The 21499-nt window shown below is 66.2% G+C and carries 17 protein-coding genes; 6 read left to right on the forward strand and 11 right to left on the reverse strand.

Annotation, left to right across the window (positions count from 1 at the left end; all coding sequences use genetic code 11):
* Positions 1 to 119 precede the first annotated feature (119 nt).
* The gene (locus FRZ44_RS13530) at positions 120 to 401 is read left to right on the forward strand and encodes a hypothetical protein (RefSeq protein ID WP_151177695.1); all 282 of its coding nucleotides are present in this window, start codon (positions 120 to 122) and stop codon (positions 399 to 401) included.
* Between the two features lie 28 nt (positions 402 to 429).
* Here FRZ44_RS13530 and FRZ44_RS13535 read toward each other — a convergent pair whose 3' ends face one another.
* The 9 genes from FRZ44_RS13535 to FRZ44_RS13575 all read right to left on the reverse strand — a co-directional run bounded on the left by FRZ44_RS13535 (position 430) and on the right by FRZ44_RS13575 (position 10359).
* Positions 430 to 1599 (reverse strand): DegT/DnrJ/EryC1/StrS family aminotransferase, encoded by a 1170-nt coding sequence (locus FRZ44_RS13535; RefSeq protein ID WP_151177696.1) that lies wholly within the window; start codon positions 1597 to 1599, stop codon positions 430 to 432.
* 164 nt (positions 1600 to 1763) lie between these two features.
* Positions 1764 to 2696 carry a ribokinase gene (locus FRZ44_RS13540; protein WP_151177697.1) on the reverse strand — a complete coding sequence of 311 codons (933 nt, stop codon included), beginning with the start codon at positions 2694 to 2696 and terminating at the stop codon, positions 1764 to 1766.
* On the reverse strand, positions 2693 to 4960 hold the full coding sequence (locus FRZ44_RS13545; protein ID WP_151177698.1) for an MGH1-like glycoside hydrolase domain-containing protein: 2268 nt from the start codon (positions 4958 to 4960) through the stop codon (positions 2693 to 2695). Before FRZ44_RS13545 ends, FRZ44_RS13540 begins: the two co-directional genes overlap by 4 nt.
* Entirely contained in the window at positions 4957 to 5574 is a 618-nt protein-coding gene (locus FRZ44_RS13550; protein WP_151177699.1) for a cysteine hydrolase family protein, read from the reverse strand. Before FRZ44_RS13550 ends, FRZ44_RS13545 begins: the two co-directional genes overlap by 4 nt.
* Positions 5571 to 6635 (reverse strand): ABC transporter ATP-binding protein, encoded by a 1065-nt coding sequence (locus tag FRZ44_RS13555; RefSeq protein ID WP_151177700.1) that lies wholly within the window; start codon positions 6633 to 6635, stop codon positions 5571 to 5573. Before FRZ44_RS13555 ends, FRZ44_RS13550 begins: the two co-directional genes overlap by 4 nt.
* A gap of 10 nt (positions 6636 to 6645) precedes the next feature.
* On the reverse strand, positions 6646 to 7428 hold the full coding sequence (locus FRZ44_RS13560; protein WP_151177701.1) for an ABC transporter permease: 783 nt from the start codon (positions 7426 to 7428) through the stop codon (positions 6646 to 6648).
* Between the two features lie 8 nt (positions 7429 to 7436).
* Positions 7437 to 8300 (reverse strand): ABC transporter permease, encoded by an 864-nt coding sequence (locus FRZ44_RS13565; RefSeq protein ID WP_151177702.1) that lies wholly within the window; start codon positions 8298 to 8300, stop codon positions 7437 to 7439.
* Between the two features lie 74 nt (positions 8301 to 8374).
* Positions 8375 to 9451, reverse strand: a complete 1077-nt coding sequence (locus FRZ44_RS13570; RefSeq protein ID WP_151177703.1) for an ABC transporter substrate-binding protein — start codon at positions 9449 to 9451, stop codon at positions 8375 to 8377.
* Positions 9452 to 9765: 314 nt separating this feature from the next.
* Positions 9766 to 10359: a 2OG-Fe(II) oxygenase gene (locus FRZ44_RS13575; protein ID WP_151177704.1), complete on the reverse strand. Its 594-nt coding sequence runs from the start codon at positions 10357 to 10359 to the stop codon at positions 9766 to 9768.
* Positions 10360 to 10586: 227 nt separating this feature from the next.
* On the opposite strand from FRZ44_RS13575, the gene FRZ44_RS13580 reads away from it, so the two are divergent.
* The 3 genes from FRZ44_RS13580 (at position 10587) to FRZ44_RS13590 (ending at position 14432) form a co-directional block, all read left to right on the forward strand.
* A complete protein-coding gene (locus FRZ44_RS13580; protein WP_191908080.1) occupies positions 10587 to 11141 on the forward strand; it encodes an Hsp20/alpha crystallin family protein in 555 nt (184 codons plus the stop codon).
* 178 nt (positions 11142 to 11319) lie between these two features.
* Positions 11320 to 12843, forward strand: coding sequence for a thymidine phosphorylase family protein (locus FRZ44_RS13585; protein WP_151177706.1), 1524 nt, complete (start codon positions 11320 to 11322; stop codon positions 12841 to 12843).
* A gap of 83 nt (positions 12844 to 12926) precedes the next feature.
* Positions 12927 to 14432 carry an MBL fold metallo-hydrolase RNA specificity domain-containing protein gene (locus tag FRZ44_RS13590; RefSeq protein ID WP_407657973.1) on the forward strand — a complete coding sequence of 502 codons (1506 nt, stop codon included), beginning with the start codon at positions 12927 to 12929 and terminating at the stop codon, positions 14430 to 14432.
* Here FRZ44_RS13590 and FRZ44_RS13595 read toward each other — a convergent pair.
* Complete coding sequence (locus tag FRZ44_RS13595; protein ID WP_151177707.1) at positions 14407 to 14931, reverse strand: hypothetical protein; 525 nt, start codon at positions 14929 to 14931, stop codon at positions 14407 to 14409. The two genes, FRZ44_RS13590 and FRZ44_RS13595, sit on opposite strands and share 26 nt — an antisense overlap.
* Before the next feature lie 168 nt (positions 14932 to 15099).
* Between FRZ44_RS13595 and FRZ44_RS13600 the strand changes: the two genes are divergently transcribed.
* Positions 15100 to 15849 (forward strand): helix-turn-helix domain-containing protein, encoded by a 750-nt coding sequence (locus FRZ44_RS13600; protein ID WP_191908081.1) that lies wholly within the window; start codon positions 15100 to 15102, stop codon positions 15847 to 15849.
* On the opposite strand, the gene FRZ44_RS13605 is transcribed toward FRZ44_RS13600, so the two are convergent.
* Positions 15846 to 18500 carry a cation-translocating P-type ATPase gene (locus FRZ44_RS13605; RefSeq protein ID WP_407657974.1) on the reverse strand — a complete coding sequence of 885 codons (2655 nt, stop codon included), beginning with the start codon at positions 18498 to 18500 and terminating at the stop codon, positions 15846 to 15848. The two genes, FRZ44_RS13600 and FRZ44_RS13605, sit on opposite strands and share 4 nt — an antisense overlap.
* A 248-nt stretch (positions 18501 to 18748) precedes the next feature.
* Between FRZ44_RS13605 and FRZ44_RS13610 the strand changes: the two genes are divergently transcribed.
* Positions 18749 to 21442, forward strand: a complete 2694-nt coding sequence (locus FRZ44_RS13610) for a bifunctional acetate--CoA ligase family protein/GNAT family N-acetyltransferase (RefSeq protein WP_151177708.1) — start codon at positions 18749 to 18751, stop codon at positions 21440 to 21442.
* Positions 21443 to 21499 lie beyond the last annotated feature (57 nt).

The raw sequence follows: 21499 nt of genomic DNA on the forward strand, positions 1-21499 counted from the left end.
GAGACGGGAACGGAAACGAGGGGAATCAGTGCCCCTGGGCGAGGGAGGCCCAAGGTTCGCGAAATGTTAACGACACGGCCCTGCTAATATGCGCGCCGGGCATAAGGAGATCGCCGCTCATGAAAGACGCCGACAAAGGTCACTCCATCGTCAAGCTGCCGGGGCTCGGCCCCGATGCCGAGACGCCATCGGGGCGCGTGGACTTCACCCGCTCCGACATGGAGATGATCCGCGTCTATGAAGACCTCATGGACATCCTGATGGCGAAGCGGATCATTCTGCTGACAGACTTCCCTCAGGCTGCCCAGGAGAAGATCGTGAAGCGCAAGAAGCTGCGCTCCTCCCTGGCACCGATCACGGGCATGTTCGCCGCAGATGACGAAGGCGTCGGCCTGATCTGACGAACGCCGGGCTGACGAAAAGGTCGGGCTAGCGATAGCCCGACGCGGTTCGGCCGACGTCGGACCCGGCAACGGCGCGCCGCAGCGACGCAACGATGTGATCTTGCGTGACGCCATCGAGATAAGCGTGCATCGGCAGACTTAAGACCTCGCCGGCGAGCTTCTCGCTTCGCGCCAGTCCGCTCCCCGCGATCGGGAATCCCGCATAGGCCGGCTGATGATGGAGCGGGCGCGGATAGTGGATCGCCGTGGGAATTCCATCGGCTTTCAGGGCTTCCGCCACGCGATCACGATCGGCGACCCGGATGGTGTATTGAGCCCATACCGACAGCGCGCCGGCCCGAACCCTGGGCAGGTTCGCATGCGAGGCCAACGCGCCATCGTAACGCCCGGCGATCTCCTGCCGCGCCACGATCTCCTGCTCGAACAATTCCAGCTTCGCCAGAAGCACCGCCGCCTGGATGCTGTCGAGGCGGCCATTCAGCCCCACACGCTGGTGATCGTAGCGGTCGCTGCCCTGACCATGCTGGCGCAGGCTCCGCATCACCGCCGCCAGTTCGTCGTCGTCGGTGAACAGGGCGCCGCCATCGCCGTAGCAACCGAGAGGCTTCGATGGAAAGAAGCTCGTCGCCGTCACATGACCGAAGCGGCCCACCCGCTCTCCGTGCAGCGCGGCGCCGAAACTCTGCGCCGCGTCAGCGATGAGAAAGAGCCCCTGCTCGGCCGCAATCGTCTCCAACGACGCATAGTCGGCCGGCTGTCCGAACAGATCGACTGCGATGATGCCCGCGGGCCGCAGGCCGGCGCTCCGGGCGGCAGCGATTGCCGGAGCGATGCTCAGAGGATCGAGGTTGAAATCCTCCTCCCGGACATCGGCGAAGACCGGCGTCGCGCCCACCAGCGAGACCGCTTCCGCCGCCGCGACGAAGGTGAAGGCGGGCACGATGACCGCGTCGTCGGGGCCGATGTCGCGCGCACGCAGCGCCATCTGCAGCCCGTCCGTGCCGTTCGCACAGGTGATGCAATGCCGAACGCCCGCGAACGCCGCCAGCCGCCGCTCGAGCTCGCCCACTTCGGGGCCCATGATGAAGGCGCCATGCGCCAGGACCCGCTCGATACGCTCCTCGACCCGACGGCCCAGGCGCGCGCGTTGCGCTTGCAGATCAATGAACGGAATCGGGCGAAGAGATTGGGTCACAGACACCGGAGAGATTGTCGACTCGCCTCGGCCGGCTGGCCGTCGCGATCATGTTTCACCAATGTCCGATGATAGCTTGGCCCACAGTCGCGGGGAGACAACAAAACGTAAATCTTTCCGAAACAAATATCGCGGCCGCCCCTGCTCGGGCACCTGGAGTGCCTCTATGTCATCTGCACCGGAATAGAGCGGGCCGGCGCGATTTCCGCGACCCCTGCGAGGATGGCCGCGCGCGCGGGCAGACTCGGCTGTGCGCCGGCCACGGTACAGGCAAGGCCCCCGGCGGCACTGGCCCAGCGCAACGCCTCCGGCAAGCGAAGCCCCGAATCGAGGGCTGCCGCAAAGGCACCGACGAAAGCATCGCCAGCGGCGGTTGTATCCAGGACGCGGACCGGCAAGGCATCGACCTGCCAGGCCTCGCCTTTCATGAAGGCGACGGCGCCCTTGGCGCCGAGCGTGACCAGGGTCTGGGTTCCGCCGCTCGCCAGGCGGGCGCCGGCTTCATAAGGATCCTGGGTCCGGTGGCCGGCCGCGGCGGCGGCGGTGACGACCTCGAGCTCGTTGACGATGAGCCAATCGATTAGCGGCAATATCGAGGTCGGTAGAGGGCGTGCCGGCGCGACATTGAGGAGCGTCGACAAGCCGGCCTTGCGCGCGCGCTTCAGCAGGCTCCAGTTCTCCGCTTCCGGCACTTCCATTTGCAGGAGCAGCAGCCCCGGCGAGTGCAGCCAGGCGTCCTGCACCTGCTCGGCTCGGGCCAGGAGGTTGGCGCCGGAGGCGACAGTGATCTGGTTCTGCCCTTGGGGATCGACCCCGATGAAGGCGGCCCCCGTCGGCGCATCGACGCGGGCGACGCCGTTGATATCGACGCCCGCGGCCACCAGCTCCTGCAACGCGATCGCCGCGAAGCCGTCCCGGCCGACCGCGCCCACCATCCTGACCTCGGCTCCCGCCCGGCGCGCCGCCAGCGCCTGATTGGCGCCCTTCCCTCCCGCGACGACGCGGTAGCTCTCGCCGAGCACGGTCTCGCCGGCAACCGGCAATTGTGCGACCGGCACTACCAGATCGACGTTGAGCGAGCCGAAAACCAGGATCACGCGAAACCGATCTCCAGACGATGAGGCATCTTTGCCGGCAAGAGGACGACCCGCCGGCCCGCCGGCGTGACGCGGCGCCCCTCGATCGACGCCGTGGCGATGTCGCGGCCGCAGATCTCGATCCAGGAACCCTCGCCCGGCAGCGGCGGCAGCGTCAGCGCGATGCGTCTGGCCTCGATCTCGATCTCGGCGATTCGCCCGCGCAGATTGGTGGCGAAGAGAGGCGCGCCGTTCAAGGAGAGCGTCATCACCCCCTGCTGCCCCGACAGGGTCGCGGTCCCCGCCGGCGTCCGGAACGGCCCGTGATGGAGCGGGAGACCCTCATGCGCGATTTCCCAGCCATGCCAGGGATTGAAATCGGCGATCTCGGCGGCGGCCAGCCAGGGCATCAAGGCCCCCCAGCCATAGAAGGAATCGGTATCGGGCTGATCCATCGCGGCGCCCGTCACGGCATTGAAGTTTTCCGGGCAACGGCGATGACGGCGCCATTCGCCCTGGAACAAGCGCCAGCCATTGTCGGCCAGCCCCCTCGCCTCGCGATCGAAACCGTAGCGGCGCAAGCCGTGCCAGACCAGGAAGTTCAATGGCGGCCAGATGCGCCCGCGCCAATAGACATTGTCGTCGAAGGCGGGATCGTCGCGCGTGACTGAAGGCAACAGCCAGCTGCCGCCGAATTTCCTCACATCCTGCAACAGCCCGACCATCGCCGCCGCCTGCTCCGGCCGCGCCGCGCCAGCGATCATCGGATAGAAGCTGGTCGGCGCCAGACTCTTCACGAACCGGCCCGACCAGAGCCGATTGGCGAAGACGCCCCGGCTCGCGTCCCAGAGCCGGTCGGCGATGCGGTCGCGCAGGCCCGCCGCACGCCGGTCGAGCGCCTCGGCCTCGGCGGTCTCGCCGAGCTCGCGCGCGATCCGCGCCAGCATTTCGCCGTCGAGCGCCAGCAGGCTGTTCAACCCGACATCGGCGCAATCGAGCGTGCCGGTCTCCGGCACGAGCCGCGCCTCGTCATGGACCGGGGAATTGTCCATGCTCGATTCATCCTTGGCAGCGAGCTTGGTGCCGCGATAGAGCCCGTTCCCGACGGCCGAGGTGCCGTATTCGACGAGCCCGTCGCCATTCCCATCGCGCAGGCGCCACCACCATTGATGATTGGCGAGCAGGCGGCGGTAGGAGAGCGTGAGGAGGCCGCGATCGCGCAACCGCAGATAGATCATCCAGACGATGAAGGCGCCGATCGGCGGCTGCGACCGGTCGACCCAGGAATCGTTGCCGGTCAGAAGACAGGGCAGATTGCCGGCCGGCTGCGAGCCTGCCAGCACCGCCTCCAGATTTTCCCGCGCCACCTCGCCATCGAAGGCGCCCGCCATCAGCGCGTGATAGAGAATGTCGTCGAGCCAGACGCCGAAGCCGCCGAACTTCTGCGCCACCCAATTGCGGCTGAGGCTGGTATAGGGCCGCCGGTTGATCGGATCCCACACCGTATTCCAGCCCACCACATCGCGGACCGCCTCGAGAGCGCCGGCGAAGCTGCCCTGAGACGCCGGCTCCGGCGGGACCGCCGGAGGGGCTGCGGCCACCGTGTCGCTCAACTCGCGCGCAAGCTGCGTAGGATCGGCGCCCACGCCGACCGCGAAGCGGCATTCCGGCATCTCTTCCAGATTGAAACGCATCACGGCAAACCGGCCACCGGTCCCTTGCGAGGCCAGATAGAAATAACCATGGCGCTCCAGCTCGCCGGCCAGCGCCGCAAAGCCGTCGCCGGAGGCGGGACCGACCGGATCGTGGAACGTCGTCATCAGCGGCAGGCGTTGGGCCAGCATCATGGCCTGGGCCGTGCCGCGTTCCGCCACCAGATGGCCACTCTGCGGCAGGTAGCGCCACGGCACCGCACCCAATTCTCCCGGCGGCTCCCAGCGCAGACAGAGCAGCACCCAGAACCGCAGGCCCCATTCGCCGAGCTTCAGCGCGCGCCAGCGGCCGCGCAGCAGATGACCGGCGGGCTTGTCGATCGCGAGCTCGATCTCCGTGCCCGCATGGCGCAGGGTCAGAGTCATGACGCTGCCGTCGATGCGACGCGGGCCCAGCGTGACGCCGGCCCCGGGAGGAAAGCGTGTGAAACTGTTCCGGCTGCCGGCATAGGCCGCCACGCCCAGCTTCACGCCCGTGGAGAGATGGCAGAACTCCGCCGGATAGACGCTGTCCCAGCTGTTCCAGTCGCGCGCGAGCGCGACCGCTTTCTCGGTTGCCAGCTTTTCCGTCATCCCTTGCCTTCCGCCGGCGACCAGGCCGCCATGATCTCGGCCACCGTGGCAAGCTCGATCTGTCTGTCGAAACGCGGATAGACATGATCGAGGGCGGCTTGATGCGCCTTCTCGACCGTGCTGCCGACCGCGTCGGTGGCCACGACCACGCGATAACCGCGATCGACCGCATCGAGCGCGGTGAGCAGGACGCAGACATCGGTCTCGACGCCGCTGAAAATCAGCGTATCCGCCCCGCGCCGTCGCAATCGACCCGAAAAATCGCCGTCTGCGAAGGCGGAATAGGTGAACTTGTCCGCGACCTCGCCCGGCGGGACGAAGCCCCGAAGTTCCGGAACGAGATCCAGCAGCGCCGGATCCATGTTGTTCTGCAGGACGCTCGGCCAATGATCGTAGAAATGGCCCCAGCTGCCGGGGGCATCCTCCTTCCGGCGGGGCGTGATGAAGCGCGTGAACACCGCGGCGGAGGGCCGGTGGCGCAGCAACCTCAGGATGGGCGCGACCAGGCTCTGCGTATTGTGCGAACCCCAGGCCGTCCCTTCGAGGAACAGACGCTGCATGTCGATGACGGCATGCACGGCCGAGGGGCTCAGGGGGCGCGTCAGTTCGCTCATGTCGCGACCACGACGCTGTGAACCGGCAGCCAGCCGACATTGACCGCCGTTCCCGCCGGCAGCGGATGCGCCGCGCGGTTCTGCTCGAACACCGTGACGAGATGCGTACCGACCTCGATCTTGTAGGTCAGGTTCGTGCCGGCATAGACGGTGCGCAGAACCTTGCCCCGGAAGCGGTTCAGATCGGCGCCCGGCGTCGCCAGTCCTTCGACCCAGACCTGGATCTTCTCCGGCCGCACCGCGACGCTGACATGGGTGCCCTGGGCCGGCAACGGGTCGGACGTGCGCAACACACCCAAGCCGCCGATCTCGATCCCGCGATCGTCCAGAACCGCGCCCTGGAACAGATTGGCGTCGCCCAGGAAGCCCGCCGCGAAGGCGGATCGTGGCCGCTCATAGACCTCGCCGGGCGTTCCGACCTGCACGATCCTGCCGTCATTGAAGATGGCGATCCGATCGGACAGCGTCAGCGCCTCCTCCTGGTCATGGGTCACGAAGATCGTGGTGATGCCGACCTCGCGCTGGATCAGCCGCAGCTCGATCTGCATTTCCTGCCGCAGCCGCTTGTCGAGAGCACCCAAGGGCTCATCCAGCAGCAGGACGCGCGGGCGCGTCACCAGCGCGCGCGCCAGCGCCACGCGCTGCTGCTGCCCGCCCGACAGCTGGCGCGGCTTGCGCCCCTCGAAGCCCGACAGCCGGACCAGCTCGAGCATCGCGCCCACTTCCTTGCGCATTGTCTCCTTCGGCCGGCCGCGGACCGAAAGTCCGAAGGCGATGTTCTCGAACACGGTCAGATGCGGGAACAGCGCGTAGTTCTGGAACACCATCCCGATGTCGCGCTTGTGCGGCGGACGATCGCCAACGGGCTGCTCGTCGATCCGGATCTCGCCGGAATCGAGCTCGGCGAAACCGGCGATCCCCCGCAACAAGGTCGTCTTGCCGCTGCCCGACGGGCCGATCAGCCCGAAGAACTCGCCGTCGCCGAAACGGATCGTGACCTGATCCAGTGCCGCAACCCGCCCATAGCGCTTGACGGCGTCGATCACGTCCACGGTGCTCACGGACAGGCCCTCATCGCTCGCCGCCGAAACGATAGAGCCTGGCGAAGAGCAGCATCAGGCCCATGGAAAACAGGATGATGATGGTCGAGATGGCATTGATCTCCGGAGTGAAGCCCTTGCGGATGGCGGCATAGATCTCGACCGGCAGGGTCGAGGTGCCGGGCGGCGCCAGAAAGTAGGAAATGACGAACTGGTCGAAGCTGATGGCGAAGGCGAAGAGCGCAGCCGCGACCACGCCCGGCGCCATGACCGGCAACGACACGCGCCAGAAGGCCTGCCAGGGCGAGGCACCCAGGGTCGCCGCCGCCTCTTCGAGGAAGGGCCCATGCCCCTTCAACCGCGCACCCACGACCATGATCACATAGGGCAAGGACAGGGCGACGTGGCCGAGCAACATGGCGTGCAATCCGCGGCCGATCCCGACCCAGAAGAAGAAGATCAGCATCGAGATGCCGATGATCAGCCAGGGGATGGTGATCGGCGGGAACAGCATGATCTCCAGCAGGAACTTGCCGCGGAAGCTGTAGCGCGCGAAGGCGATCGCCGCCATGGTGCCGAGCGTGGTCGCGACCACGGTGTTGGCGAGGGCGAGCCCGAGGCTGTTGAGGCCGGCACGGATCAGGCGATCGTTATGGGCCAGCGACTGGTACCAGACCGTGTCCCAGACGATCGGCAGCTCGTAGAACTGCGACTGGTTGAAGGAGAGCAGCACCATCACCACGATCGGCAGATAGAGGAAGACAAGCATCAGCCCCAGATAACCGCGAATGGCCCAGATTCCCAAACCGCGCATGTCCGGCCTCACAAGCCCTTGAGGCGGCCGCGCAACAACGGCGCGCTGGCGGCGAAGATCAGGAGCACGATACCCAGCATGATGAAGGAGAGAGCCGCACCCCGCGGCCAGTTGAATACCGTGGTGAACTGGTCCTCGATGACGGTGCCCAGCATGATGCCCGCGCGACCGCCCAGGATTCGCGGCTCCATGAAGGAGCCGATCACGGGGATGAAGGTGAGGATGACTCCGACCAGCAGTCCCGGCAGGCTCAGGGGCAGAATGACCCGCAGGAAGACCTGCGCCGCCGAGGCGCCGAGGCTGCGGGCGGCCTCCGTCAGGCTGTCGTCGATCGCCTCGAGCGAGATGTAGCAGGTCAGGATGACATAGGGCAGATAACTGTGGACCAGACCAGTGACGATGGCCGGATAGGTGAAGAGGATGCTCATGGGCGGCGAATCCGGCGAGAACCAGTGAATGGCGCGGTCGAGAAGGCCGCCTTCGCGCAAGACCATGGTCCAGGAATAGACCCGCACCAGGCCGTTGCTCCAGAACGGGAGGATGATCAGGAGAAAGATCCCCTCGCGCCAACGGCCGCGGACATATTTCGCCAAGGCGAGCGCCGCGGGGTAGCCGATCAGCACGCAGGCCAGGGTGACGTCGAATCCCAGCCGCAACGACCGCCAGGTCAGCGTCCGGTAGAAATCCTTGTCGATGAAGGTGAGGTAATGCTCGGCCGTGAATTGGGCCTCGCGCCCGTTGATCGGCGCCACCGTCAGGAAGCTGAAGAACAGCATCGCCGACAGCGGCAGCAGCACGGTCACCGTCAGCCAGACATAGGCCGGTGCCGTCAGGAAGCCGATGGCGACGCGTCGGCGTGCTTCCTGCATCATGCGGATGGAAATCCCTCGGAAAAGAGAAAGGCGCGGGCACGCCGGGCGCGCCCACGCCTTTCCGCCAATGAGTTTTACTGCGCCAGCTCGGTCTTCACTTCCGCCCAGAGGTCGCCATAGGCCTGACGTTCCTTGTCGCTCAGCGGCGCCATGTAGGTGAGCCGTTTGATCGCCTCTGCATCGCCATGGATCTGCTTGCCGATATCGCTGTCGGGCAAAGTCGCATTGGCCTTCAGATTGGCCGAGGCCGGCGCGCCGATCTTGGTCGCCCACTCATAGTAGAATTCGGGGCTCACCATGTAGTCGATGAAGGCGGCCGCACCGTCTGCGTTGGGCGCACCCTTGGCGACGGACAGGCCGTCGAACCAGCCGATGCCGCCTTCGCTCGGGATCATGAAGCCGACCGGCAGTTTCGAGTTGGTCTTGCTGCGGGCGGCCGAGCCGCTCCAATAGGTCGAGACGTCGAACTGCTTGGCCGCGAAGAACTTGTTCCACTCGTCCTCGGACGCCCAGAAGGTCTTCACCTGGGGTTTGAGGGCCATGAGCTTCGCCTTGATCTTGTCGAGATCCTTGGGATGATTCATGTCCTGGCCCGTGGCGATGGCAGCAAAGCTCACCACCTCGATGGCGTCGTCGCGCAGACAGACCCTGCCGGCGAATTTCGGATCCCAGAGCACCTCGACCGAGGTCGGCGCCGGCTTCACCGTGTCCTCGTTGAACGCGATGCCGGTCATGCCCCAGACCCAGGCGATGCCGTAGGTCTTGCCGCTGGTGTTGAGATAGACCGAGTCGCGCATCGCCGGCAGCAGCGTGCTGAAATTGGTGATCTTGGAGGTGTCGATCGGCTGGATCAGGCCCTCCTCGCCGGCTTGCTGCGTATAGGTGCTGTTGATCAGCACGACGTCATAGGCGCCGGGGCTGGTGCGCAGCTTGGTCAGCATCTCCTGCTCGGAATTGAAATAATCATGCACGACATTGAGGCCGGTCTTCTTCTTGAAGGACTCGAGCGCCCACGCCTCGTCGGTGCCGTAGCCCTGCCAGTTCAGAACGCGAAGATCGCCGGCTGCCCGAGCGCGAGGACTGACGGCCAGGGTGGCCGCGGCGGCAAAGGTGGCAGCGGCAGTGCCCATCAGGGCACGACGAGAAAGCATGGGGGGGTTCCTCCGATTATTGTTGTGTCACAAGAATCTATGGCTGGATGCTCAGGGCCGGTCAATGGCCGGGTGGAGGGAGAAGTACCGCCCTGAATCCCGCTCGCGAATTGGGAAAGGCCGAGTCGGCACCGCCTTGCCGCCTCTCATCCCCCTATAATTTCATAGTTCCATCATTGCCCTAGAGCTTCCAGCCTCATGCGGGCTGCAAGGATCGCGTCGGGCCGAGGGGGATGGCGAGACTGTGAAGGTCGTCCGCCATCGCCTTGATCGATCCCGATTCCGGATCGGCCAGGGCGCGGACACCGGGCGGGCTACCGGAACGGCTCGCCGCTGATCCAGGCGACCAGACTGTAACGCACGCCCTCCTCGAGCGGCGTCACGCGATGCAAGGTCCAGGCGGGGAAGATCAGGACCGTGCCCTGATTCCGCTCGACCGCGGCGGGCTCTCCCTCCTTGTAGATCTGGAGGTCGCAGCCGCGATAGGTCGCGGGGTCGCTCAGTTGGACGATCACGGAAAGCTTCCGCGTCGAGGTGTTGCCGATTCCCAGATCCTGATGCCAGGTGTAGGTATCGCCGATGCTCTCATAGCGCGTGAATTGCAGCGCCTCGCCGAAACCGGCGAGGTCGAAGTGATAGACGTCCTTGTTCACGTCCTGCACCAGCCGTCCGAGCTTCGCCTGCAAGGCCTGGGTGGCGGCATCGCCCTGCTTGAACCAAGTGACGCTGTTCGACCGCTTGCTGCGGTCGATCGTGGGACCGGCCGCCTCCGGAGTCATGATGGTCGCGTCATGCGCCAGCTGCGATTTTCCAAGCGCCACGATGCGTTCGCATTCGCGGGGCGTGAAATAGCCGCGAACCGTCGCCGTCACATGCAGATTGGGATTGGGAGTCGGGGTGGTGACCATGGCACGAGCTGTGATGCGCGGTCGACCCTAGCATCGGTCATTCCGGAGGTCCACGGAGGCGGCTTAGTCAGGCCATCGGGCCCTCGCGATCGGCGACGCACCGGGGCCCCATGACCGCGGGATCGCCGTCGAACCAGTTGATTCAAGTCAATGCCGCGCCCTCCCCTGAATCGCATCCTGGCGCTCATCGAGATGCCCCAATCGACGATCCGACGATGGAGGACGACATGGCAGGCAACGAGCAGCGTGGCATGGAACAGCGCCCCGCACGGGGAGAGACGGCACCCACCGTCGCCGACCCCTTCGGGACAACGGGTGTCTTCGGCAATTTCGACCGTCTGGTCGACGGCATGATGCGCGGTCTCTTTCTATCACCCTTCGAGCGGCGATTGCTGGAGCTGCCCGAGGGTCGGAGCGGCACCGCCGCCGGTTTCGCGGCTGCGGCACTGCCCAAGTCCGAGCTGAGCGAGACCGAGAAGGGTTACGAACTCAGCTGCGAATTGCCCGGCCTTGCCGAGGCGGACATCGAGCTGACGCTCCGGGACGGCGAAATCCAGATCACGGGGAAAAAGGAAACCCGGCGCGACGAGAAGGATACCAAGAAGAACTATCACTTCTCCGAGCGCAGCTATGGCAGCTTCCAGCGAAGCTTCAGGCTGCCCCAGAATGTCGACGAGGCCCACATCACGGCGCTGTTCGAAAACGGCGTGCTGACCGTGACGCTGCCCAAGACTCCGGCCGCGATCGGTCAGCAGAAGAAGATCCCGATTGCGAAGCGTTAGACGCTGACGCCCGCGTTCGGGTAGGTCCCCCGGCTCTCCGCCCGAGGCCGGGGGACGCTTTTCTCCACGCCGAGACCGCGATCGTCGCAGCCAGCTCTGCATTCCCCGCCCGGTCATGCGCGCGAACGTCCGCTCGCGCCTATCCTCCCCGCCGAAATCCCTATATGACATGGCTCCGATGCTCAGGCTTCGCCGTCTCTCCATCGACACCAACCGGGAAAATGTCGCCTTCCTGGCGCGCAATTGCCCTGTCTATCGTCCGGCCGAATTTCAGGCGCTGAACAAGATCGAAATCCAGCAGAACGGCAGGCGCATTCTGGCCGTGCTCAACATCGTCGACGAGCCGGGCATGATCGCGCCGGACGAGCTGGGCCTGGCGGAGCAGGCCTTTCGCCAGCTGGGATTGCCCGAAGGCGAACGCGTGGAGATCGCGCCGGCCTCGCCGCCCCAGAGTCTGGAATCGGTCCGCCGGAAGATCGGCGGGGCGCAGCTGACGCAGGCCGAGATCACCGCGATCATACAGGACATCGCGGCCAGCCGGTACTCAAAGACCGAGATCGCCGCCTTCCTGATCGCTTCGGCGCGCTTTCTCTCGGCGGACGAGGTCCTCAACCTCACCCGCGCGATGGCGGATGTCGGCAACCGGCTCTCCTGGGCGGATCCGGTGGTGGTCGACAAGCATTGCATCGGCGGGATTCCGGGCAACCGAACCTCGATGATCGTGGTCCCCATCGTCGCCGCCCACGGCCTGATGATGCCGAAGACCTCCTCGCGCGCCATCACCTCGGCGGCCGGCACCGCCGACAGCATGGAGGTTCTGGCGCGCGTCGACCTCGGTATTGCCGAAATGCGCAACGTGGTGGAGAAGGCGCGAGGCTGCCTGGTCTGGGGCGGCCACGTCAATCTGTCGCCGGCGGACGACATCCTGATATCCGTCGAGCGGCCCTTGGCGATCGACACGCAAGAGCAGCTGGTGGCTTCCATCCTGTCGAAGAAGCTCGCCGCGGGCTCCACTCATCTTCTGGTCGACATTCCGGTCGGCCCGACCGCCAAGGTCCGCAGTCTTGCCGAAGCCATCCGCCTGCGAAAGCTCTTCGAGTTCGTCGGCGATCGCGTCGGGCTGCAAGTCGAGATCGAGTTCACGGATGGGCGGCAGCCCGTCGGCCGGGGAATCGGGCCGGTTCTAGAGGCCCGGGATGCGATGGCGGTGCTGGCGAACGCTCATGGGGCGCCGCAGGATCTGAAGGAAAAGTCGCTCCTCCTCGCCGGCCGGATCATCGACTTCGATCCGGCGCTGCGCGGCGGCGGGGGTCATGCCAGGGCCCGGGAGATTCTCGAAAGCGGCCAGGCGCTGGCCGCCATGGAGCGGATCATCGACGGGCAGGGCCGCAATCCCGTCCGACAGGTGCCGGGCGAGTTGACGGCCGAGATCCCCGCACCCTCCAGCGGCTGGATCACGGCGATCGATTGCTTCCGCATCGGCCGGATCGCAAGGCTGGCCGGCGCACCGATGGACAAGGGCGCCGGAATCGATCTGCTCGCCAAGCTGGACGACAAGGTCGAACGCGGTCAGCCGCTCTATCGCATCCATGCCTGCTTCCAATCCGATTTCCGCTTTGCCTGCGACCTCGCCGCCGACAGCAGCGGTTACGGCATCGACGACCGGGAGCCGCCGCGATACGGGGCCGGAGGCGCGCCATAGCCGTCTCGATCGCCTTTGCCGGGGCCGCCGGGGGAGTCACGGGGTCCTGCTACAGGGTCACGCATCCCCGCGGCTCGTTCCTCGTGGATTGCGGCCTGTTCCAGGGGCCCAAGACCCTGAAGGCCCTGAACTACGCGGCCTTCCCGTTCACGCCGGGCGGGATCGATTTCGTCCTGCTGACCCATGCCCACACGGATCATTGCGGCCTCCTGCCCAAGCTCATCAAAGCCGGCTTCTCCCATGCGGTTCTCGCCACCAACGGGACCCGCGATCTGCTCGAATTCACCCTGCCGGACAGCGGCTATGTGCAGGAAATGGAAGTCGAGACCCTCAACCGGCGCAATGTCCGGCGGGGCATTCCCGCGGTCGACCCGATCTATACGCGCGCCGACGCCGAAGCCTCCTTGAAACAGATCCAGCCTCATCCCTATGGAGAATGGATCGATTGTGGCCGGGGGATTCGCGCCCGCTACTGGAACGCCGGGCATATCCTGGGGTCGGCCTCGATCGAGGTCGAGATTCCCGACGGCCCGCCGCCGCACCCGCCCTTGCGCGTGCTGTTTTCCGGAGACATCGGGCCGCGGCATAAATCCTTCCATCCCGACCCGACGGGACCCACCGCCTGCGACTACCTCATCGTCGAAAGCACCTATGGCGACCGCGATCGCATCGAATGTGACGCAGCCGGACGTCGCGCACAATTGCGCGAAGAGGTCAAGGCCGCGCTCGCGCGCGGCGGCAATCTGCTGATCCCCGCCTTTGCCGTGGAGCGCACCCAGGAGCTTCTGCTCGACCTTGCGATCCTCGTCGCCGCCGGCGAGTTGCCGAAGATGCCGATCTTCCTGGACTCGCCCCTGGCCATCAAGGCGACTCAGGTCTTCCTGGCTCATGCCCGCGAGTTGGAGGATCTCGGCGATATCGGGAACCCGTTCTCGGCACCCAATCTGCACCTGATGCAGACGGTCGAGCAGAGCAAGTCCATCAACCGTATCAATGGCGGCGCGATCATCATGGCCGGCAGCGGCATGTGCGACGCCGGCCGGATCCGCCATCATCTGAAGCAGAATCTCTGGCGTCACGACGCGACGGTCCTGTTCGTGGGTTATCAGGCGCCGGGCACCCTCGGCAATCTTCTGCTCTCAGGGGTGAGATCGGTAAGAATTCAAGGCGAAGAAGTCAGTGTTCGCGCCACACTTCGCAGCATCGACAGCTATTCGGGACATGCCGATCGCAAAGGCCTGATCGAGTGGGTCCAGGCACGGCTGCCCGTGGCCCGCGCCATCTTCCTGACCCATGGCGAGCCGGCGGCCACGATCAGCCTTCGCGACGGACTGGCCGCGGCGGGTTGCAACCCCGAACAGATTGTCATTCCCGGCCTCGACGACAGTTTCACGCTGTCGACGAGCAGGCCGACGAAGATCGAAGGAACGGTCGGGCGGCTCCCAGGTGGGCAACCTCCCCAGACGGACTGGCACAACCGCTACGCGGCCATGTCGCTCGATCTGCGCCGGCGCCTCGACAGTCTTCCCGACGACAGCGCGCGCGAGGAACTCATCGCCCGGATCAACCGCCTTTTGCCGCGCGCCTGATCGCGGGGGCCGGCAGAAACGAGACGTTCTCCTTGCTCTTGCTGAGGTCGAGCATGGTGCATATCTCCCCGACTTGATGGCCGTCCTCCCGCATCAGACGCAGAAGGCTGTCCGCTCGCCCATGGATCTCCACATCGGTGGCGGGCAGATGCGTCTCGACGGCGCAGAATCCCTGCTCCCGCGCGAGCCGGACCAGATGCCGCAGCAACAGCCGGGACACGAACTCTCCTCCCATCATGTCGAGTGCGAACAGCTTGTCGACGACCATGACGGAGCCGTGGCCCAATTCTTCCGCGACGTAGTAGCTGCCCAAGCCCAGGATGTAATCGCGGGCGTCCTGAACCACCAGGATGCCCGATCTGAAGCTATCGTCCCCGGTCCGCCGTGACACGAAGGCCCGCCATTGGGCCAGCGTCACGCCCGCCGCCAATCTGGCAATCGGATAGGCCCGGTCAGCTTCGGGCGCGATCAGCGGAGAGGTCCGCAGCCTGGTGCTCATGGCGGTCCAATTGCAACTGGATTGCAGTTGACGCGTATTCTGCCCCCAAAGGCCCGCCCTTTTCGATGATCTGGATCAAACTGTCGCGCTGATGGCCCGCCGAACAGATTGTGTTGGGGCCAAACTGCGTCGATGATGCGCAGATGGAATTCCCAATGGGGATCGGACATGGGATTGACCTCTTCACAGGCTGAGCGGCGTCAGCTGTCGGCCGCTGCCGGAACCTGCGCCGACTGCGAGATTCGCAGGATCGGTATCTGCGGGTCGCTGGAGCCGGAAGAGCTCGAGCGCATGCGCCGGCTCGTGCGAGAAGTCCACTATGACGCGGGTCAATCGATCTTCAGCGAAGGGGAGCCGGCCGAGAATCTGTTCAATGTCGTTTCCGGCGCCGTGCGTCTGATCAAATTTCTCCCGGACGGGCGCCGCCAGATCACCGGATTCTTGTTCCCGGGCGATTTTCTCGGCATTGCCCTCAACGCCACCTATGCCTATTCCGCGGAAGCGATCGTCGGCAGCAAGCTCTGTCGCATGGCGCGCCGCGACATGGAAGCGCAGATGATAAGCATTCCGAACTTCGAGCACCGCCTGCTCGGAGAGGCCGCTCACGAGCTGGTGGCGGCCCAGGACCAGATGCTGCTGCTGGGCCGCAAGACATCGGTGGAACGCCTGGCTTCCTTTCTGCTCAGCCTCTCGCAGCGGGCCCGGCGGCATGGCTTGCCGGACAACCCGGTCGCGTTGACCATGAGCCGAACCGACATCGCCGATTTTCTGGGACTGACCACGGAAACCGTCAGTCGCACCTTCACCAAGCTGCGCAACGCCAAGGTCATCGCGCTCGAGGGCAATGACACGGTGCGCCTGGTCGATATGGCGGCGCTGAGCGGCCTGCTCGCGGGCGACGACAGCGCCGATAGCTAGGCCGCGGCCGGCGAGTCCGCATTTCCTCTCGCCCCCTGCCTTTTGATGAGCTTCTCAAGCTCGATCAGCAAGAACGCGGCACCGGCACAAAGGGCCACGGCGCCCCAGCTCGCCAGCGGCATCGCCACCGTTCCGAAAAAGGACTGCATCGGCGGCGCGTAGGTGAATGCCGCCTGCAGACCGAGGATCGCGGCGACCGCTCCCAGCACGACCCGATTGCCGGTCAGCGCCTTCCAATTCAGCACCGACCCGGTCAAGGACCGGATGTTGAAGAGATACGCGACCTCGATGCCCACCAGGGTGTTGACCGCCACGGTCCTGGCCAGAGCGACATGTCCGCTCTGGGACATCTCCCAGAGAAACGTGCCGAAGCAGGCGGCTGTCATCAATGCCGTGACGAACAGAATCCGCCACAGCAACGTGCGATCGAGCAGAGGCGCGTCGCGGCGGCGGGGCGAACGCCGCATCAGGCCGGGTTCCGCCGTCTCGAAGGCGATCGCCAGAGTCAGCGTGATCTCGGTGGCGAGATTGATCCACAGGATCTGCAGCGGCGAAATCGGCAGCGTGACGCCGAACAGAATGGCCACGATGATCGACGCCGCTTCGCCACCATTGGTGGGCAAAAGGTAGGTGAGGGTTTTCCGCAGGTTCTCGTAGATCGTGCGCCCCTCCTCGACCGCCGCCGTGATGGTGGCGAAATTGTCGTCGGACAAGACCAGTTGTGCCGCCTCCTTCGCCGCTTCCGTTCCCTCCTTCCCCATCGCGATGCCGACATCGGCGCGCTTCAGCGCCGGGGCGTCGTTGACGCCGTCGCCCGTCATCGCCACCACGGCGCCCGCGGCCTGCAGGGCCTCGACCAGACGAAGCTTGTGCTCCGGCCCGGTGCGGGCGAAGACATCGACATCGCCGGCGATCCGCTGCAGCTCCGCCGGTGTCATCCGGTCGATCGCCCCGCCGGTGACGACCTGCTCCGCGTTGGCGAAACCGAGCTTCCGGCCGATGGCCCGCGCGGTTTCCACATGGTCGCCAGTGATCATCTTCACCCGGATGCCTGCCGCACGGCAGCGGGCGATCGCCTGGATCGCCTCCGGCCGCGGCGGATCGCTCATGCCGACAAGGCCCAGCAGCTTCATCGGCGGCAGGTCGCGCCCCCGATCGTCGAGCCTGGCGAGCGCAACGCCCTGGGCTGCCGCCACCGCCAGAACGCGCTGTCCTCTTTGCCCCAGCCGGTTCGCCGCGGCGTCCCAGGCCGCCCGCTCGGCGCTGCCGGGTGCGATCGCGCAAAGGTCCAGCAGACGCTCCGGCGCTCCCTTGGCATAGAGGACGCGCCTGCCATCGCCCGATTCATGGAGCGTCGCCATGAAGCGCCGTTCGGACGTGAAGTGCAGTTGATCGATGCGAGGCTTGCTCCGCCGCATGACGGCATAGTCACGGCCGGCCTTGTATCCCAGGATCAGGAAGGCGATCTCCGTCGGATCGCCGGCAACCTGCGGGGCGCCGGTCGCATCCCGGGACACGTCGGCGTCGTTGCACAGCAAGCCGCCCTGGATCACCTCGAGGAGATCGCCGTCAATTGCCCCGGCCGCGATCGGAACGTCCGATGCTGTCAAGAAACCGCCCAACTCGTAGCCGACGCCGGTAACCTCGACCGCAGCGGCCCCGGTGACGACAGATTCAATCGTCATTTCGTTCCGCGTCAGGGTCCCGGTCTTGTCCGTGCAGATGATGTCCACCGCCCCCAGCGTCTCGACCGCCGCCAGCCGGCGGACGATGGCGTGGCGGCGCGCCATTCGTTGCACCCCGATCGCCAGCGCGATCGTCACGATCGCCGGGAGGCCTTCGGGAATGGCGGCAACCCCCAGCCCGACCGCCGCGAGCAGCATCTCGCCATGGTCGTAATCGCGCCACAGCGTGCCCAGCCCGAATCCAAGAATCGCCAGCGCCAGCACGGCGTAGGTGAATTGCCGGCCGAAGCGGTCGAGGCTTTCGGCGAGCGGCGTCGTGGAAGGCTCGATGGCGATCAGCAGCCGGCCGATGCGCCCCGCCTCGGTTCGTTCGCCGGTCGCGACCACGACGCCGGTTCCATGGCCACGGGTCACCAGGGTGCCGGCGAACGCCATCGAGCGTCGATCACCGAGCTCGGCATCGACGCCGACCGGCGAGGATGTCTTTTCGACCGGGGCCGACTCTCCGGTCAGAACCGACTCCTGGATCGACAGCCCGTGTGCCTCGATCAGCCGCATGTCGCCGGACAGACGGTCGCCGGGTTCGAGCAGGGCGATATCGCCCGGCACCAATCGCTCGGCCGGGATCCTTTGGCGAACGCCATTCCGAAGCAGCGTGACGCTGGGCGCGAGCAGCTTGCGGATGGCGGCGAGTGCGTTTTCGGCGCGCGCCTCCTGGAGATATCCGATCGTCCCGTTGATCAGCACCACGCCGAGAATCACCGCGCAATCGAGCCACTCCCCGATCACCGCGGTCAGGATCGCGGCGGCAAGCAGGATGTAGATCAGGAGACTCCGGAACTGGCCGGCGAAACGCCGCCAGGCCGGCGTCCTGGGCGGCTGCGGTAATCGGTTCCAGCCGACGCTCGCCAGGCGGCGTTCGGCCTCCTCCTCGGTCAGCCCCCGCGCGCCACTCCCAAGGCGCAAGAGACAATCCGCCGCGGGAAGCGCATGCCAATTGGGCACCGGTCCATCGGCATCATTCGCTCGCATCGGTCGACGGCCAATTGCCATGGACTGCCGCTATCCTGTTAACTGTCGCATCCGCAAGGGGAGAGCTTGATCATTCAAGCCCGCGCCAGCCACGGGTGCCTTGATCTACCGCAGGGACCGAGCGTCCTGGAAATGCCCGGTAGCCGGGACGAGCCTGCCTCTGTGGAGCAGTTGAACCTGCCATGAGCATTCGCAACTTCGACAAGATGATGAAGCCGTCGAGCGTCGCCCTGATCGGCGCGAGCCCGAAGCGCGACAGCGTCGGCGGCGTCCTGACCCGAAACCTGCTGCATCGCTTCAAGGGGCCGGTCGGCCTGGTCAATCCGCGTCACGCCGACATCTTCGGCACGGCCGTGGTGCCCCATGTCGGCGCGCTGGATTTCATACCCGACCTGGCCGTCATCGCCACGCCCGCTCCGACCGTCCCGGGCATCGTAGCCGAGCTGGGCGGGATCGGCTGCAAGGCCGCGGTCGTCATCAGCGCCGCCTTCGGCTCGAGCGCGGAAGGCCAAGCTCTCACCCAGGCCATGCGCGATGCCGCGCGGCCGCATCTCCTGCGCATTCTCGGGCCCAACTGCGTCGGGCTCATGCTGCCGGGTCTGTCGCTCAATGCCAGCTTCGCACATCTCGATCCCCTGAACGGCCCGATCGCGTTCCTGTCCCAGTCGGGTGCGATCATCACCTCGGTCCTCGACTGGGCCAAGCCGCGCGGGATCGGATTTTCCTGCATGGTCTCGATGGGCGAGATGGCCGACATCGATTTCGGCGACATGCTGGATTATCTGGCGGGCGACCCCAACACCCACTCGATCCTGCTCTATGTCGAGGCGGTCACCAATGCCCGCAAATTCATGTCGGCGGCGCGCATCGCCGCCCGCAGCAAGCCCGTCATCGTCATCAAGGCCGGGCGCTTTGCCCAGACCGCCAAGGCCGTGGCCTCCCATACCGGCTCGCTCGCCGGATCGGACACCGTCTATGACGCCGCCTTCCGGCGGGCCGGCATGCTCCGCGTCTTCAGCCTCGACGAGCTCTTCGCGGCCGCCGAGACCCTCGGCAATGGCCGGCGCATCGCCGGCGACCGGCTCGCGATCCTGACCAACGGCGGCGGCATCGGCATTCTCGCGACCGACGAGCTGGCCGCCCAGGACGGAAAGCTGGCCGAGCTCTCGCCGGGCACCCAGGCCAGGCTCGAAGCGGTGCTGCCGCCCACTTGGTCGCATGGGAATCCGGTCGACATCATCGGCGACGCGACGCCCGAACGCTATGCGCAGGCGATCGGTCCACTGCTGACGGACCCCGGCTCGGATGTGCTGCTGATCCTGAACTGCCCGACCGCCATTGCGCCCAGCGTCCAGACCGCCGCCGCCGTGATCGAAGCCGTGCGGAAGGCCGACCGCCCCGTGCTGGCAAGCTGGATCGGCGAGCAGGACGCGCGCGACGCCCGCAGGCTCCTCGCGGCGGCGCAGATTCCGAGCTACGAGACGCCCGAGCAGGCGGTGCGCGGTTTCATGCATCTGGTGCGCTATCGGCGCAATCAGGAGATCCTGATCCAGACGCCGCCGTCCGTGCCGGAGCAGTTCGTCGTCGATCTGCCGGGTGCGCAGGCCGCGGTTGCGGCGGCCCTCGGCGAGGGCCGATCGCTGCTCCAGGGCCCGGAGGCGCAAGCCATCCTGAAGGCATTCGCCATTCCGACTGTGGAGAGCATCGTCGCCACGAACGGGGCCGAGGCCATGGAGGCGCAGCGCCGGATCGGCCGGCCCGTCGCCCTCAAGATCCGCTCGCCCGACATCTCGCATAAATCCGACGTCGGTGGCGTCGCGCTCAATCTCGACACGCCCAGCGACGTCGCGGCCGCTCTCGCTGCGATGCGCGAGCATATCGGACGCATCAAACCGGAAGCCCGGATCGAGGGCTTCACGATCGAGCCCATGGTCGGCCGCACCGGGGCCCATGAGCTCATTCTCGGGCTGTCCGAGGATGCCACCTTCGGACCCGTGATCCTCTTCGGCAGCGGCGGCGTCTCGGTGGAGGTGGTCGCGGACCGGGCGATCGCCTTGCCGCCGCTCAACATGGCCCTGGCCCGGGAACTGATGGCACGGACCCGGATCCATCGTCTCCTCCAGGGTTACCGCGACCAGCCCGCGGCCGATCTCGACGCCATCGCGCTCACCCTGGTCAAGCTCTCGCAGATCGCGGTCGATCTGCCCGAGGTGGCGGAGCTCGATATCAATCCGCTGCTGGCCGACGCGAAGGGCGTGCTCGCGGTGGACAGCCGCATTCGGCTCAAAGCCACGTCCAAGCCGGGCGCCTCGCGCCTCGCCATCCGTCCCTATCCGCGCCAGCTGGAACAGCCCTTCCCCATGCCCAAGGGAGAGACCCTCCTGCTGCGCCCGATCCTTCCGGAGGACGCGCCGCAACTGGATACGCTGGTCGCCCATATGTCGCCCCAATCCATGCGGATGCGTTTCTTCTCGTCGATCAAGGAACTGCCTTCCTACATCCGGGCGCGGCTGACCCAGATCGACTATGAGCGGGAGATGGCCCTGGCGGTGGTCTCGGCCGGCGCTCCGGGAAAGGCCGAGATCTTCGCCGTCGTCCGGATCACCGCCGACCCCGACAACGACACCGCCGAGTTCGCCATTGCGCTGCGCGACGAGCTGGCCGGTCAGGGCATCGGCACGCGGCTGATGGAGCGGATGATTGCCTATGCGAAGGATCGCGGGATCCGCCACATGATCGGCATCGTCCTCATGGAGAACGTCGCGATGATCGATATCTGCCGCCGGCTCGGATTCCGGATCGAATATGAATCGGGCCGGCCGGACGCCGTTCGGGTGACGCTGGACCTGGTGAAGGAAACCGTCCCCGCCTCCTGAAGCCTCGCTGGGCCGTCCATGAAGGCTTGCCGCGCCCGCGGCCGGCGGCCAAGATAT

Origin of the sequence: Hypericibacter terrae, from assembly GCF_008728855.1 — a bacterium.
Lineage (GTDB): Bacteria > Pseudomonadota > Alphaproteobacteria > Dongiales > Dongiaceae > Hypericibacter > Hypericibacter terrae.

What these genes read in the sequence shown, in the direction of transcription:
- FRZ44_RS13530 (WP_151177695.1), top strand. Translation starts at nt 120, where the DNA reads ATGAAAGACGCCGACAAAGGTCACTCCATCGTCAAGCTGCCGGGGCTC.
- FRZ44_RS13545 (WP_151177698.1), bottom strand. Translation starts at nt 4,960, where the DNA reads ATGACGGAAAAGCTGGCAACCGAGAAAGCGGTCGCGCTCGCGCGCGAC.
- FRZ44_RS13550 (WP_151177699.1), bottom strand. Translation starts at nt 5,574, where the DNA reads ATGAGCGAACTGACGCGCCCCCTGAGCCCCTCGGCCGTGCATGCCGTC.
- FRZ44_RS13560 (WP_151177701.1), bottom strand. Translation starts at nt 7,428, where the DNA reads ATGCGCGGTTTGGGAATCTGGGCCATTCGCGGTTATCTGGGGCTGATG.
- FRZ44_RS13565 (WP_151177702.1), bottom strand. Translation starts at nt 8,300, where the DNA reads ATGATGCAGGAAGCACGCCGACGCGTCGCCATCGGCTTCCTGACGGCA.
- FRZ44_RS13570 (WP_151177703.1), bottom strand. Translation starts at nt 9,451, where the DNA reads ATGCTTTCTCGTCGTGCCCTGATGGGCACTGCCGCTGCCACCTTTGCC.
- FRZ44_RS13575 (WP_151177704.1), bottom strand. Translation starts at nt 10,359, where the DNA reads ATGGTCACCACCCCGACTCCCAATCCCAATCTGCATGTGACGGCGACG.
- FRZ44_RS13580 (WP_191908080.1), top strand. Translation starts at nt 10,587, where the DNA reads ATGGCAGGCAACGAGCAGCGTGGCATGGAACAGCGCCCCGCACGGGGA.
- FRZ44_RS13585 (WP_151177706.1), top strand. Translation starts at nt 11,320, where the DNA reads ATGCTCAGGCTTCGCCGTCTCTCCATCGACACCAACCGGGAAAATGTC.
- FRZ44_RS13595 (WP_151177707.1), bottom strand. Translation starts at nt 14,931, where the DNA reads ATGAGCACCAGGCTGCGGACCTCTCCGCTGATCGCGCCCGAAGCTGAC.
- FRZ44_RS13600 (WP_191908081.1), top strand. Translation starts at nt 15,100, where the DNA reads ATGGGATTGACCTCTTCACAGGCTGAGCGGCGTCAGCTGTCGGCCGCT.
- FRZ44_RS13610 (WP_151177708.1), top strand. Translation starts at nt 18,749, where the DNA reads ATGAGCATTCGCAACTTCGACAAGATGATGAAGCCGTCGAGCGTCGCC.